The following is a 12,558-nucleotide window of genomic DNA, read 5'->3' on the forward strand; positions in this document are numbered from 1 at the left end:
CCGAGAAAACACCATGCTGATGTTCGACTCCGATTACTCGCTCGCCTGGGCTCTCTACGGGATAGCCGCGCTGGGATGCCTGATGTTCTGGTTCCGGGTGACGCGCGGAATGTGGCGCTGGTTGCGCGAGCCGCTACGACTGATCGCGGCTGTGTTGCTGTTCACGCCGACCATCGTCGACCCGGCGAAGGAACTCTTCGCGCCGGCGGTGGCCATTACCGCCATGGACATGATCTTCCAGGTGGGCAACAACGCTTGGCGCGCCGTGGCGGATCTGGCCATGTACGGGCTGATCGCGTTCGGCCTGTATCTGCTGCTCGTCGCCATACGCTGGCCGATCGAGCGAAAGTATCGACGCCGCCGCGACACTGCGGACGAAGCCGAGGACAGCCGGACGCTGCGCGAACGTATGGAAGATGACAGCGATGACGAGCTGGACTACACGCCGTCACGCGGGCGGATGCGCACCGAACCCAGGCTCTAGTCGAGCGATTCACAGACACCGAGCGGAGATGACGCATGTGCGAGCTGCTGGGCATGAGCGCCAATGTTCCAACCGATATCGTTTTCAGCTTCACCGGTCTGATGCAGCGGGGCGGCAAGACCGGCCCACACAAGGATGGCTGGGGTATCGCCTTCTATGAGGGGCGCGGCTTGCGGTTGTTTCAGGACCCGGTCGCCAGTTGCGAGTCCGAGGTGGCGAAGATGGTGCAGCGCTACCTGATCAAGAGCGAAGTGGTAATCGGCCATATCCGCCACGCCAATGTCGGCAAGGTTTCCCTGGTCAATACCCACCCCTTCGTCCGCGAACTCTGGGGGCAGCACTGGTGCTTCGCGCACAACGGCCAGCTTTCGGACTTCGAGCCCGGCAAGGGCATCTATCGCCCGGTCGGCGACACCGATAGCGAGCGCGCCTTCTGCGACCTGCTGAACCGCATCCGACTGGATTTCCCTGACCGCTGCGACCCGCAGAGCCTGCTGCCCGTGTTGCTCGGCGCCTGCAATGAGTATCGCCGCAAGGGCGTGTTCAATTGCCTGCTGAGCAACGGTGAATGGTTGTTCAGCTTCTGCAGCACCAAGCTGGCGGAGATTACCCGGCGCGCCCCGTTCGGCCCTGCTCAGCTCAGAGATGCCGAGCTGACGGTGAACTTCCATGCCGAAACCACCCCTGACGATGTCGTCGCCGTGCTGGCGACCGAACCGCTGACCAATAACGAGCAATGGACCCTGCACGAGCCCGGTCAATGGAGCCTCTGGCAACAGGGCGAATGCGTCGCGCAGGGCAAGGTGGCGACATGCTGAGAAGTTATCTGCGCCTGACCCTTTTTGCGTTCGGCTTGCTGGTGGGCGTACAGGTGCCGGGTTTCATCGATGCCTATGCCAAGCACGTCGAGGCGAGGCGCCTTGAGGCCGAGCAGGGTTTGCACGGCTTTCAGGACACAGCGCGGCGCTTCTTCAGCGGCGATCTGGATGCGCTAGTGCAGCACTATCGAGATAGCGACGACCCGGTTTTCCAGAACGACGCTCAAAGCGTCGAGCATCTGGTGGCGCGGGCCCGCCTGCTCGAGCGCGAGTGGCAGGCGATGCAGCGACCGTGGTACGCACGCGCCATTCACGTACTGCTCGGCGCCGAGCGCAGTCTGCGCGAGCAGGTCTGGAGCAGCTATCGCTTCCAGGTCCTGCTGGCGCCCGAAGCCATTGCCTGGGGGCTGAGTTGCGCACTGTTGCTAACCTGGCTGGTGGAGAGCCTGCTGCTGGCGGCAAGCTTCCCGTTTCGCTCGCGGCGCCGCTACCGTGCCTTTCGCTCGTGACTTGAAGGTTGCACTGCCGATTGCCTGGGCTAGTCGCGGCTCAGGTAGTGGCTGGCGAACGGACGGATCAACTCACTTCGCCAGAAACTTCATCCCGTCCTCGAGCCCGCTCAGCGTCAGCGGATACATGCGGTCCTCCACCAGCTCGCGGATGATGCCGGTGGACGTGGTGTAGCCCCAGGTGTCTTTTGGGTAGGGGTTGATCCAGATGAGCTTCTTGTACTTTTCCATGAAGCGCTGCATCCAGACGTAGCCGGCTTCCTCGTTCCAGTGCTCGACGCTACCGCCCGGCTGGGTGACCTCATAGGGTGCCATCGCCGCGTCGCCGACGAACACAACCTTGTAGTCCGCGCCGTACTTGTGCAGCACGTCCAGGGTCGACGTGCGTTCCGAAGTGCGGCGGAAATTGTTCTTCCACACCGACTCGTAAATGAAGTTGTGGAAGTAAAAGTACTCGAGGTGCTTGAACTCGGTCTTGCAGGCCGAGAACAGCTCTTCGCAGACCTTCACGTGGGCGTCCATCGAACCGCCGATGTCGAACAGGATCAGCAGCTTCACCGCGTTGCGCCGCTCCGGGCGCATCTGGATGTTGAGCAGGCCGGCATCTCGCGCGGTATGGTCGATGGTGCCGTCGATATCCAGCTCGTCCGCCGCGCCCTGGCGGGCGAACTTGCGCAGGCGGCGCAGGGCGATCTTGATGTTGCGCGTACCGAGCTCGACCTGGTCGTCGAGGTTCTTGTACTCGCGCTGGTCCCAGACCTTCACCGCCTTGCCCTGGCGCTTGCCGGCGTCGCCAATGCGGATGCCTTCGGGGTTGTAGCCGCCCGATCCGAAGGGGCTGGTGCCGCCGGTGCCGATCCACTTGTTGCCGCCGGCGTGGCGTTCCTTCTGTTCCTCGAGACGCTTTTTGAACTCTTCGATCAGCTTGTCCAGGCCGCCTAGGGACTGGATCTGCGCTCGTTCCTCGTCTGTCAGGCTGCGCTCGAATTCCTTGCGCAGCCAGTCTTCGGGGATCAGCGCCTCGAGATGCTGATCGAGGTTTTCCAGGCCTTTGAAATAGGCACCGAAGGCCCGGTCGAATTTGTCGAAGTGGCGCTCGTCCTTGACCATCACCGTGCGTGCCAGGAAATAGAACTCGTCCATGTCGGCGAACACGACGCGGTGCTTGAGCGCATCGATCAGGTCCAGCAGTTCGCGCACCGATACCGGCACCTTGGCAGCGCGCATCTCATTGAACAGGCCAAGCAGCATGGCAGAAAACCTCTGACGCACCGTGGATAGTGCGCAATGTTCGGGGCGCTCAGCGGGGGCTGTCGCCTTTGTGTTGGGGCAGGGCGTCGTGAATCTCGTACCACGCCGCCTTGGAGTCGACGAAGATGTGCGATTGCGGCGGTGCCGGCAGCGGTGAATCGAGGGTCCCGGCAGCGACGCCGACCTCATGCTCGCGGTTGTCGACGAACAGCAGATTGGAGCCGCAGCGGATGCAGAAGGTGCGCGTCACATGTTCGGAGGAGTGGTAAACGCCCAGCTGATCCTTGCCCGACATGAAATGCAGCGCATCCAATGGCACGCTCGCGTAGCTGGCGAAGGCGGCGCCGTGGGCCTTGCGGCACATCTTGCAGTGGCAGTGGGTCAGCTCGTCGATGGGGGCGTCGATGCGATAGCGCACGACGCCGCACAGGCAACTACCGGTATGCGTTTGCATGATTTCTTCCTCCAGTGAGTGCGCGACCGGCGCCACCGAAGCCGGCACCGATCAGCGGCTGTTAGCGCGTCGACTCATGAAGGCTAGACGCTCCAGCAGCATCACGTCCTGCTCGTTCTTCACCAGAGCACCAGCCAGCGGCGGGATGGCGCGGGTCGGGTCGCGCTCGCGCAGCACTGCCTCGCCGATGTTGTCGGCCATCAGCAGCTTCAGCCAGTCGACCAGCTCTGAGGTCGAGGGCTTCTTCTTCAGCCCTGGCACCTTGCGCACGTCGAAGAACACGTCCAGCGCCTCGCTGACCAGATCCTTCTTGATGTCGGGGTAGTGCACATCGACGATGCGCTGCAGCGTTTCCCGGTCCGGGAAGGCGATGTAGTGGAAGAAGCAACGGCGGAGGAAGGCGTCAGGCAGCTCCTTCTCGTTGTTCGAGGTGATGATGATGATCGGCCGTTGGGTCGCCTTGATGGTTTCGTTGGTCTCGTAGACGTAGAACTCCATCTTGTCGAGTTCCTGCAACAAGTCGTTGGGGAACTCGATGTCGGCCTTGTCGATTTCGTCGATCAGCAGGATGACCCGCTCCTCGCTCTCGAAGGCCTCCCACAGCTTGCCTTTCTTGATGTAGTTGCGGACGTCATGGACCTTGTCCACGCCCAGCTGGGAGTCGCGCAGGCGGCTCACCGCATCGTATTCGTAGAGGCCCTGATGCGCCTTGGTAGTGGATTTGATGTGCCAGGTGATGAGTTTGGCGCCGAAGGATTCGGCCAGCTGCTCGGCCAGCATGGTCTTGCCGGTGCCGGGTTCACCCTTGACCAGCAACGGGCGCTGCAGGGTGATGGCGGCGTTGACCGCGAGTTTCAGGTCGTCGGTGGCGACGTAGGACTGGGTGCCTTCGAATTTCATTGCGGATTCCTTCGGCGGGCCTGGCACGCAGGCGCTCGTTGTAGTCAGGAGGGGACTATAAGGGAAGCTCGCGTGAGTGTGAACGCGAGAGCATCATTCAGTCACTGAATGGCTGCACGTGCGCTTCTGGTGACGCTGCTTGGTCACTCGTCCTCGCTCGGGGATCGTTCGAATCGAGCCGAGAAGGCTTCGACGAAGGCGTTGCGTAGTATCGCGACGAAGGCCTGGAATGGGCTCACGTCGGTTTTGCGGGTGGTGCCGGACAGCTCGACACGGGTCGCGAACTGATCCTTGCTCTGGTTCTCAAGTACCTCCTGCCCGCCGCCGACCACGGCCTCCCAGAGGCCGCGGAAGAAGCCCTTGTCCTCGTTTGCCACGTCCTGTTCGTAATCGAAGATATCCACGTTGCGCAGCAACGGCTTGATGTAGCCGTCGAGCTGACTGTCGGTGGCCTGCACTTCGAGGACGAGATCACCCGTTCCGCCGGCGAAATCGAAGTTGGCATAGGCGCGACTGAGGTCGTTCAGCTGCTTTAGCGGTACCTCGGTGACGCGCAGATTGACCTCGAAGTCCTCCCAGTCGGTAAATGGGTCGAAGCTGGCCGTCGCCTCGATCGGTGCCTGGTCGAACAGCTTGCCGGTGCCCTCGAACGCTGCCGTGCGGGTGCCATCGGCATCATCGGTGTTGGTCAGGTTATACAGGCTGGCCTGGATGTCGCTGGCGTAGACGTGCACCTGTGGGTCGGAAGAGAAGTTGCGAAAGGACAGCTGTCCATCGACAACGCGAATCTCGTTCAGCGTGATCGGTATCAGGGCATCGAGCTGGTCGCGCCAATCGACTCCTTTACCGCTTTGTGAATCGCCGCTGTCGCCGCCATCGACGAAGTTCAGGTGCGGTTGTTCGAAGATCACCTCACCGACGATCTCGCGGTGCCGCAGGATTGCGTCCCAGCTGATGGCGATATCAATACCTGGCGCCTTCAACAGCGGCGCCTGTACGCGCTTGTCCTTCTTCTCGATCAGCAGCCCTTCGACGCGATAAGCCCCGCGCCACCAAGCCAGATCGACGTCTTCGACATGGCCCTGATAGTCGCCCATGTCGGCCATCTTTTCGTTCAGATAATTACGCACCAGATGGGGCAGGGCGAGGTGCAGCACGATCAGCAGCAGGCCAAGTGCGAGAAGAATCCACAGGGGAAGCAGGCGACGGGTCATGGCATTCCGGGGATGTGGGCGTGTTGACGATGGACCCCAGGTTTCCGCCGTGAGTTCGGCTGGACTGACGCCTGGACTGCACATAGGCTGATTGGTCTGGTACACCTCGGACAGGGCATTCCCATGAGTCGCATATTCGCAGACAACGCACGCTCCATCGGCAACACCCCGTTGGTCATGATCAACCGCCTTGGTCCCAAGGGCGTCAGCATCATGGCCAAGATCGAAGGCCAGAACCCGGCCTACTCCGTTAAGTGCCGAATCGGTGCCGGGATGATCTGGGATGCCGAAGACAGCGGCCGGATAAAGCCCGGCATGACGCTGGTCGAGCCAACCTCGGGCAATACCGGGATCGGTCTGGCCTTCGTTGCCGCTGCACGCGGCTACAAGCTCATGCTCACCATGCCGGCTTCCATGAGCCTTGAGCGGCGCAAGGTGCTGAAAGCTCTTGGTGCCGAACTGGTGCTTACCGAGCCGGCGAAGGGCATGAAGGGCGCGATCGAGAAGGCCGCCGAAATCGCGGCTTCGAACCCCGAGCAGTACTACATGCCGCAGCAGTTCGAGAACCCGTCCAACCCGGCGATCCATGAAAAGACCACCGGCCCGGAGATCTGGAACGACACCGACGGCAGCATCGATGTGCTGGTGGCCGGCGTCGGAACGGGCGGCACCATTACCGGTGTTTCGCGCTACATCAAGAACACCAAGGGCAAGCAGATCCTCAGCGTTGCCGTGGAGCCGACCAGCTCGCCGGTTATCAGCCAGACCTTGGCGGGTGACGAGGTCAAGCCCAGCCCGCACAAGATTCAGGGGATCGGCGCAGGCTTCGTGCCAAAGAACCTCGACCTGTCCATGGTCGATCAGGTCGAACTCGTCGACGACGAGGAGGCCAAACAGATGGCGCTGCGGCTGATGCGCGAAGAGGGCATTCTTTGCGGCATTTCCTGCGGCGCGGCGATGGCTGCGGCGGTCCGTCTGGCCGAGCGTCCAGAGATGCAGGGCAAGAACATCGTGGTGATCCTGCCGGATTCCGGCGAGCGCTACCTATCCAGCATGCTGTTCACCGACATGTTCAGCGAGCAGGAACTGGTGCAGTGATGCGGTGCGACGCCGCTGAGCAATTCAGCTGCGTCGCAACTGCGCCGTTGGCCGTGTGGTTGGCGCCTGGCGCAGAATCAACCACAGCGCGAGCGCGATCAGCGCACCGCCCTGGACGTAAGCCCAGGAAAGTGGCTCATCAAGAAAGATAACGCCCCACAACACGCCAAATGGTGGGATCAGGAAGGTTACCGTCAGTGTCTTGACCGGTCCGATATCCGCTAGCAAGCGGAAGTAGAGGATGTAGGCGAACGCCGTACAGACCAGCCCCAGACCCAGCAGACTCAGCCAGACCGTCGAATCGCCCCAGTTCACCGGCGGCGCATTCAGCAACGACAGTCCGAACAATGGCAACAGGCACAGTGTCGCACCGAGCTGGCTACCGAATGCGACCATCTCGCTGTCCAGGCCTTCGCCCTGGTTGATCCAGCGGCGGGTGAGAAAGCCGCCGAAGCCATAACAGGCGGTGGCGCCCAGGCATGCCAGTGCGCCGAGCAGCAGCTCCGTGTCGAATGGCACCGGCCCGATTCGCATCAGCAATGCCACACCTCCGAGCCCGCTGAAAACGCCGATAATCTTCGCGAGCGTCAACTCCTCGGCGAAGAACAGGGCGCCGATCAGTACGCCCATCATCGGCGTGGTGGCATTGAAGATCGCCGAATAGCCAGCCGGCACCAGCTGCGCGGCCACCGAATACAGTGCGAACGGCAAGCCGGAATTGATCACGCCCAGCACCAGGCACAACCCCAGCTTGCCGCGAAAATCCCAGCGCGTGCGCAGTAACAGCAGGATGACCAGCAGCCCTGCGGTTGCCAGAAACACACGAAAGAACGCCGTGGGAAAGGTGCCGAGCACTGGGGCAATGATGCGTAGAAAAAGAAAACTTGCGCCCCAGATGGCGGCGAGAGCAAGCAGGCGGAACATGTCGAGCGGGCGCATGGGGCGGCTCCACCGGAAGGGAGCTGCAAGTGTTGTCGCCCATCAGCCAACTGGCAATCCGAAACCGACTTTCAAACTGCGTGCTGCTAAGCTCGGCGGACGTTCATGTCCTGCAGTGGGTGCATCATGGTGCAGCAGAAACTGGCCGCTGAAATCGCTCGGCAGATCCTTCTGGGCTTCGACGACTACCGAGAGCACTTTCGCCTGATCACCGAAGGCGCGCGGGCGCGCTTCGAGCAGGCGCAATGGCAGGAAGCGCAGCGCGCATCGGCGGCGCGGATCAACCTCTACGAAGAGAAGGTTGGTGAAACCCGGCGTGGCCTGCTGGCCGGTTTCGATCACGCCGACCTGCTTCAGGTCGAGGCCTGGCCGCAGATCAAAAGTGCCTACATCGAGTTGATCAACCCACGCTTCGACGACGAGCTGTCGGAGACCTGGTACAACTCCATCTTCTGTGGGCTGTTCAGCCATGACTGCATCAGCGACGGCACCATGTTCATCCATACCACCCGACCGGCGGTGCGTGCTCATGAACGGCTGGCGCAAACCCGTACCTACCAGCCCAACGGCGACTTGAGCGGGATGCTCGAACAGATCCTTGGCGATTACGCATTCGCCGTGCCCTACTGCGACTTGCCAGGAGACCAGCGGCGCCTGCAGGCGCAATTGCACGAGACCCTGCCCGACTGGGTCTGCAAGGATCCGGAGCTGACCGTGGAGCTGTTCGTCTCGGTGCTCTATCGCAACAAGGGGGCATACCTGCTTGGGCGGATCTTCACCCGCGACGAACAGTGGCCGCTGGTCATCCCACTACTGCACCGCGAGGGTGAAGGCATCATTGCCGACGCGCTGATCACCGACGAGGCGGAGGTGTCGATCATCTTCTCCTTCACCCGCTCGTATTTCATGGTCGAGGTGCCGATTCCGGCGGAGTTTGTCGGCTTCCTCAAGCGCATCCTGCCCGGCAAGCACATCGCCGAGCTGTACACCTCGATCGGCTTCTACAAGCACGGTAAGTCGGAGTTCTATCGTGCGCTGATCGATCACCTGGCCAATACTGACGACCGCTTCGTCATGGCGCCCGGCGTTCGCGGTATGGTGATGACGGTGTTCACGCTGCCGGGCTTCAATACGGTGTTCAAGCTGATCAAGGACCGCTTCTCGCCGATCAAGAGCGTCAACCGAGCCACTGTGATCGAGAAGTATCGGCTGGTGAAGAGCGTCGACCGGGTAGGGCGCATGGCCGACACCCAGGAGTTCGCAGATTTCCGTTTCCCCAAGGCGAAATTCGATCCGGAATGTCTGGCCGAACTGCTGGAGGTGGCGCCGTCAACGGTCGAGGTGCAGGACGATACCGTGCTGGTGCGCCACTGCTGGACCGAGCGCCGTATGACGCCCCTGAATCTCTACCTCGAGCATGCCAGCGACGAGCAGGTGCGCGAGGTGCTGGAAGACTACGGGCTGGCGATCAAACAGTTGGCGGCGGCGAATATCTTTCCCGGCGACATGCTGCTGAAGAACTTCGGCGTCACTCGCCATGGTCGGGTGGTGTTCTACGACTATGACGAGATCAGCTTTCTGACCGAAGTGAATTTCCGCCATATTCCGCCGCCGCGCTATCCCGAGGATGAAATGGCGTCCGAGCCCTGGTATTCGGTGGGGCCGAACGATGTGTTTCCAGAGGAATTCCCGCGCTTTCTGTTCGCCGACCATGGTCAGCGCCGGCTTTTCGCCAGCTTGCATGGCGAGCTCTACGATGCTGGTTACTGGAAAGGGCTGCAGGACGCCATCAGCGGCGGCAAGGTGATCGATGTGTTTCCTTATCGACGCAAGGCCGATCGCAACTGAAGACCGGCAGTGAATTCGTTTGAACGCCTCAGCGCCGCCTCGGTCGCAGTTGTAAAGCGCCGTAACAAAGCGGCGCTCCATTCGGGGATTGCGCTTGCAAAGGGCACGAGCGCCGGAGCCAAAGTTGAATTATGCTGTCCACGAAGCCCGCATGGCTCCGATGTAGCCCGTTATTTCGCAGGAGGGTGTGACCATGAAAGCAAGGCTCAACGAGATGTTCTGGAAGTTGGCGGTCGCTCTTGGTTTGATCGAACCGCCTCGTATGCAACCTATACCGGTACGTGCCCCGCGCGAGCAGGATCACCGTCGCCGCTGAGTTTGGTGGCGTCTACGCGGTGGGCAAGGCGGGTCCTCCGCGCTCCACGGCTCGTTTGTAAGCGGGCCGCTGCTGTATCCGCTGCAAAAAATCCATCAGGCGTGGGCGACTCTCGTCCAGGCCGGCTCTGGCACGGGCAGCTTCCAGCGGGAAGCTCATCTGTATATCCGCTGCGCTGAACGTGTTGCCTGCAAACCAGTCGGCCTTCTCCAGTTCCGCTTCCATGTAGTCGAGATGGGTCTTCAGTTGTGGCCCGATGAAGGCGCTGTTAGCGCCCTTGGCGATTGCGCGTGCGATGGGGCGAACAAAGAACGGCATCGGCCCATTGGCGACGCGGTCGAATACCAGCCGCAGTAGCAGTGGGGGCATCGCAGAGCCTTCCGCGTAGTGCATCCAGTAGCGAAAACGACGGTATTCTGGAGTGCCACTCTGCGGCATCAGGCGTCCGTTGCCATAGCGTTCCAGCAGGTATTCGAGGATGGCTGCCGATTCGGCCAGCGTCAGGTCGTCGTCGGTGATCACCGGAGACTTGCCCAATGGGTGTACGGCTTTCAGCTCTGCTGGCGCGAGCATGGTCTTCGGATCGCGCGGGTAACGCTTCAGCTCGTAAAGCAGTTCCAGTTCTTCCAGCAGCCACAGGACGCGGTGCGAGCGGGAGTGGTTCAAATGGTGGACGGTGATCATGCCTGCTCCTCATGCGGGGACGTCGCAAGCATAGTCGCTCTGCAGAGCAGTGGCCGTTATGGCAGACTCCGCCGCCGAGGTGAACCATGTCCCGTCCACGATGCTCACGCTGCCAGCGCCCGTCTTCCCTGTGCCTTTGCGCGCTGATACCTGCGCTGGATAGCCGTACCCAGGTGCTCATCCTCCAGCATTCCAGTGAAGCGAGTCATGCGCTCAATACGGCGCGCCTGGCCGCGTTGGGGCTGCGCAATGCAGAACTGCGGGTGGGCGAGCGCTTCGAGGACGATTGCGATGCCGCACGGCCGAGCTACCTGTTATTTCCCGGCGAAGATGCCATACCGCTAGGGAGTCTGGCCGATGCCGCCCAACCCGTGCGCCTGATCGTGCCGGATGGGACCTGGCGAAAGGCGCGCAAGATCCTGCACGTCAATCCATGGCTGGCTGAGTTGCCCCGGGTTGCGCTGCCAGAAGGGCTGAGCTCCCGCTACCGCTTGCGCAAAGCGCCAATGCCCGGCGCGTTGTCGACCATCGAGGCGATCGTTACGGCACTTAACCTACTGGATAGCCCCAGCCGATTCGATGAGTTGCTCCGTCCGTTCGACGCCTTGATCGAGGGCCAGATCGATGCGATGGGGCGAGAGGTATATCGGCGTAATCATGCCGACACCTAGAGGTATGCGAGCGAAAGCGCTATGGCCGTGCGGAGTTGATTTACCTGAAACCAGTGTCATTGCTGACCGGCAATGTTTTCTGCCTGAGGATGTAGAGCGTCACCAGCGTCGCGCTCAGCAGCATCCCGATGCGGGCCCACATCAGTGGCACCAGCCAGCAGGATATGCCGATGCTTATCCACATGGTAGCGATGGCGTATACCTTGCCCTTGAGCGGAATACCGTTCCCTTCCAGGTAGTCACGAAACCACGGACCGAGCCGTGGGTGGCCTACCAGCCAGTCATAGAAACGTTGCGAGCTACGCACGAAACAGGCCGCGGCCAGCAGCAGGAATGGCGTGGTCGGCAGGACGGGCAGGAAGATGCCGACGACGCCCAGCACAACGGCCAGCCAGCCGACGCCGAGCAGGATCGATCGGATCAGAGGGTTGCGATGCTGCCGGATATCGCGATGGGCCATGGTACTAGTCAGCCCGGTTCTTTGATTCGCTGCGATCTGTGCTCGGCTGGCTCACGTCAGCGTCGTCAGATATTCGCGATGGGCATCGAAATGTGCAGAACAATGCCTTTCCCTCCTGTGGTGCTAGCCAGCGGGACAGGTCCGGCAGTGGGGCGACGCGCCGGCGACTGCGCTCCGGCAGTCGCACCGTTGCAGGTGAGCGTGACGCCCACCTTGACGCTTGGCCCCCTCCGCAGCCGGTCAGTGGCGACGCGGCTTGAGCAGGGCTGGCTTTTCCTCGGGGGCATGGCAGATCAGGTAGAGGGCCGTCAGCAGCTCGGGGATCTGCGCCACCATTTCGTCGACCAGCTCGGGGTTGTCGGCGATATCGGCGAATTCCGGTTGCTCGTCGAACAGGCCCGAACCGACCATGATCGGCAGCAACAGCTCGCTGACTTCCTCTTCGGAGTCCTCGAACCAGATCGCCTCGCGCATGAACACGCCTTCCATGAAGCCGATGCACCAACCGCGCAGATCGGATTCGTCCGGCTCTTCACCCAGGTCCAGTTCGCACGGCAGTTCCATGTCCTCGTCACTGGCCAGCTGGCGAGCAATATGTGCCTTGAGCTGAACCAGCGTGGCCTCGATGGCTTCGCGCTCGGTGCCGTCCTTGTATTTGGGTGGTTCGGAGAACAGCGCGTCGATCCATTCACGCTCGGGCACCTGTTCGGAGCAGATGCACAGCGCTGTCAGGTAGCCATGGGCGGCGATGTAATCCAGTGCTTCCTCGTGCAGGTCATCTGCATCAAGAAAGACTTGCAGGCGGGCGAGTTGCTCGGCGAATGACATCGGGAACTACCTTGGGGGCTGGAAGACAACCCGGATTCTAGACGAGGCGCGGGGCGCAGGCTACTCGTGCCTTCGGATGACGCC

At 61.6% G+C, this 12,558-nt stretch carries 15 protein-coding genes; 7 read left to right on the forward strand and 8 right to left on the reverse strand.

Annotation, left to right across the window (positions count from 1 at the left end):
* The first annotated feature begins 13 nt into the window (after nucleotides 1-13).
* Genes IEG05_RS17445 through IEG05_RS17455 form a run of 3 tightly spaced genes read left to right on the forward strand, consistent with a single transcriptional unit; the run spans nucleotide 14 to nucleotide 1,811 of the window.
* A complete protein-coding gene (locus IEG05_RS17445; protein ID WP_191122445.1) occupies nucleotides 14-484 on the forward strand; it encodes an MFS transporter in 471 nt (156 codons plus the stop codon).
* A gap of 35 nt (nucleotides 485-519) precedes the next feature.
* Nucleotides 520-1,302, forward strand: coding sequence for a class II glutamine amidotransferase (locus IEG05_RS17450; protein WP_191122446.1), 783 nt, complete (start codon nucleotides 520-522; stop codon nucleotides 1,300-1,302).
* Nucleotides 1,296-1,811 (forward strand): DUF2937 family protein, encoded by a 516-nt coding sequence (locus IEG05_RS17455; protein ID WP_191122447.1) that lies wholly within the window; start codon nucleotides 1,296-1,298, stop codon nucleotides 1,809-1,811. Before IEG05_RS17450 ends, IEG05_RS17455 begins: the two co-directional genes overlap by 7 nt.
* Nucleotides 1,812-1,883: 72 nt before the next feature.
* Here IEG05_RS17455 and IEG05_RS17460 read toward each other — a convergent pair whose 3' ends face one another.
* The 4 genes from IEG05_RS17460 to IEG05_RS17475 form a co-directional block, all read right to left on the reverse strand.
* Complete coding sequence (locus IEG05_RS17460) at nucleotides 1,884-3,062, reverse strand: vWA domain-containing protein (RefSeq protein WP_014820776.1); 1,179 nt, start codon at nucleotides 3,060-3,062, stop codon at nucleotides 1,884-1,886.
* A gap of 49 nt (nucleotides 3,063-3,111) precedes the next feature.
* Nucleotides 3,112-3,516 (reverse strand): GFA family protein, encoded by a 405-nt coding sequence (locus tag IEG05_RS17465; RefSeq protein WP_102832880.1) that lies wholly within the window; start codon nucleotides 3,514-3,516, stop codon nucleotides 3,112-3,114.
* Nucleotides 3,517-3,567: 51 nt separating this feature from the next.
* Nucleotides 3,568-4,416 (reverse strand): AAA family ATPase, encoded by an 849-nt coding sequence (locus tag IEG05_RS17470; RefSeq protein ID WP_023445108.1) that lies wholly within the window; start codon nucleotides 4,414-4,416, stop codon nucleotides 3,568-3,570.
* Between the two features lie 143 nt (nucleotides 4,417-4,559).
* Nucleotides 4,560-5,630, reverse strand: a complete 1,071-nt coding sequence (locus IEG05_RS17475; protein WP_090522999.1) for a DUF748 domain-containing protein — start codon at nucleotides 5,628-5,630, stop codon at nucleotides 4,560-4,562.
* Between the two features lie 123 nt (nucleotides 5,631-5,753).
* Between IEG05_RS17475 and cysK the strand changes: the two genes are divergently transcribed.
* Nucleotides 5,754-6,728 carry a cysteine synthase A gene (gene cysK, locus IEG05_RS17480; RefSeq protein ID WP_044314189.1) on the forward strand — a complete coding sequence of 325 codons (975 nt, stop codon included), beginning with the start codon at nucleotides 5,754-5,756 and terminating at the stop codon, nucleotides 6,726-6,728.
* A gap of 24 nt (nucleotides 6,729-6,752) precedes the next feature.
* Here the strand turns inward: cysK and IEG05_RS17485 are convergent, their stop codons facing one another.
* The gene (locus IEG05_RS17485) at nucleotides 6,753-7,667 is read right to left on the reverse strand and encodes a DMT family transporter (RefSeq protein WP_191122448.1); all 915 of its coding nucleotides are present in this window, start codon (nucleotides 7,665-7,667) and stop codon (nucleotides 6,753-6,755) included.
* A 126-nt stretch (nucleotides 7,668-7,793) separates the two neighbouring features.
* On the opposite strand from IEG05_RS17485, the gene aceK reads away from it, so the two are divergent.
* Nucleotides 7,794-9,515 carry a bifunctional isocitrate dehydrogenase kinase/phosphatase gene (aceK, locus tag IEG05_RS17490; protein ID WP_191122462.1) on the forward strand — a complete coding sequence of 574 codons (1,722 nt, stop codon included), beginning with the start codon at nucleotides 7,794-7,796 and terminating at the stop codon, nucleotides 9,513-9,515.
* 193 nt (nucleotides 9,516-9,708) lie between these two features.
* The gene (locus tag IEG05_RS23565) at nucleotides 9,709-9,831 is read left to right on the forward strand and encodes a PA1414 family protein (RefSeq protein WP_260466202.1); all 123 of its coding nucleotides are present in this window, start codon (nucleotides 9,709-9,711) and stop codon (nucleotides 9,829-9,831) included.
* 12 nt (nucleotides 9,832-9,843) lie between these two features.
* Here the strand turns inward: IEG05_RS23565 and IEG05_RS17495 are convergent, their stop codons facing one another.
* Nucleotides 9,844-10,515 (reverse strand): glutathione S-transferase, encoded by a 672-nt coding sequence (locus IEG05_RS17495; RefSeq protein ID WP_191122449.1) that lies wholly within the window; start codon nucleotides 10,513-10,515, stop codon nucleotides 9,844-9,846.
* An 86-nt stretch (nucleotides 10,516-10,601) separates the two neighbouring features.
* Here IEG05_RS17495 and IEG05_RS17500 point away from each other — a divergent pair, with 86 nt between their 5' ends.
* Complete coding sequence (locus IEG05_RS17500; RefSeq protein ID WP_191122450.1) at nucleotides 10,602-11,186, forward strand: tRNA-uridine aminocarboxypropyltransferase; 585 nt, start codon at nucleotides 10,602-10,604, stop codon at nucleotides 11,184-11,186.
* A 40-nt stretch (nucleotides 11,187-11,226) separates the two neighbouring features.
* Here IEG05_RS17500 and IEG05_RS17505 read toward each other — a convergent pair whose 3' ends face one another.
* Nucleotides 11,227-11,646, reverse strand: a complete 420-nt coding sequence (locus IEG05_RS17505; protein ID WP_023445116.1) for a YbaN family protein — start codon at nucleotides 11,644-11,646, stop codon at nucleotides 11,227-11,229.
* A gap of 240 nt (nucleotides 11,647-11,886) precedes the next feature.
* Nucleotides 11,887-12,474, reverse strand: a complete 588-nt coding sequence (locus tag IEG05_RS17510; RefSeq protein WP_191122451.1) for a UPF0149 family protein — start codon at nucleotides 12,472-12,474, stop codon at nucleotides 11,887-11,889.
* Nucleotides 12,475-12,558 lie beyond the last annotated feature (84 nt).

Source organism: Stutzerimonas kunmingensis, from assembly GCF_014764705.1.
Lineage (GTDB): Bacteria > Pseudomonadota > Gammaproteobacteria > Pseudomonadales > Pseudomonadaceae > Stutzerimonas.

What these genes read in the sequence shown, in the direction of transcription:
- IEG05_RS17500 (WP_191122450.1), top strand. Translation starts at nt 10,602, where the DNA reads ATGTCCCGTCCACGATGCTCACGCTGCCAGCGCCCGTCTTCCCTGTGC.
- IEG05_RS17465 (WP_102832880.1), bottom strand. Translation starts at nt 3,516, where the DNA reads ATGCAAACGCATACCGGTAGTTGCCTGTGCGGCGTCGTGCGCTATCGC.
- IEG05_RS17450 (WP_191122446.1), top strand. Translation starts at nt 520, where the DNA reads ATGTGCGAGCTGCTGGGCATGAGCGCCAATGTTCCAACCGATATCGTT.
- aceK (WP_191122462.1), top strand. Translation starts at nt 7,794, where the DNA reads ATGGTGCAGCAGAAACTGGCCGCTGAAATCGCTCGGCAGATCCTTCTG.
- IEG05_RS17445 (WP_191122445.1), top strand. Translation starts at nt 14, where the DNA reads ATGCTGATGTTCGACTCCGATTACTCGCTCGCCTGGGCTCTCTACGGG.
- cysK (WP_044314189.1), top strand. Translation starts at nt 5,754, where the DNA reads ATGAGTCGCATATTCGCAGACAACGCACGCTCCATCGGCAACACCCCG.
- IEG05_RS17455 (WP_191122447.1), top strand. Translation starts at nt 1,296, where the DNA reads ATGCTGAGAAGTTATCTGCGCCTGACCCTTTTTGCGTTCGGCTTGCTG.
- IEG05_RS17460 (WP_014820776.1), bottom strand. Translation starts at nt 3,062, where the DNA reads ATGCTGCTTGGCCTGTTCAATGAGATGCGCGCTGCCAAGGTGCCGGTA.
- IEG05_RS17495 (WP_191122449.1), bottom strand. Translation starts at nt 10,515, where the DNA reads ATGATCACCGTCCACCATTTGAACCACTCCCGCTCGCACCGCGTCCTG.
- IEG05_RS17505 (WP_023445116.1), bottom strand. Translation starts at nt 11,646, where the DNA reads ATGGCCCATCGCGATATCCGGCAGCATCGCAACCCTCTGATCCGATCG.
- IEG05_RS17485 (WP_191122448.1), bottom strand. Translation starts at nt 7,667, where the DNA reads ATGCGCCCGCTCGACATGTTCCGCCTGCTTGCTCTCGCCGCCATCTGG.
- IEG05_RS17510 (WP_191122451.1), bottom strand. Translation starts at nt 12,474, where the DNA reads ATGTCATTCGCCGAGCAACTCGCCCGCCTGCAAGTCTTTCTTGATGCA.
- IEG05_RS17475 (WP_090522999.1), bottom strand. Translation starts at nt 5,630, where the DNA reads ATGACCCGTCGCCTGCTTCCCCTGTGGATTCTTCTCGCACTTGGCCTG.
- IEG05_RS23565 (WP_260466202.1), top strand. Translation starts at nt 9,709, where the DNA reads ATGAAAGCAAGGCTCAACGAGATGTTCTGGAAGTTGGCGGTCGCTCTT.
- IEG05_RS17470 (WP_023445108.1), bottom strand. Translation starts at nt 4,416, where the DNA reads ATGAAATTCGAAGGCACCCAGTCCTACGTCGCCACCGACGACCTGAAA.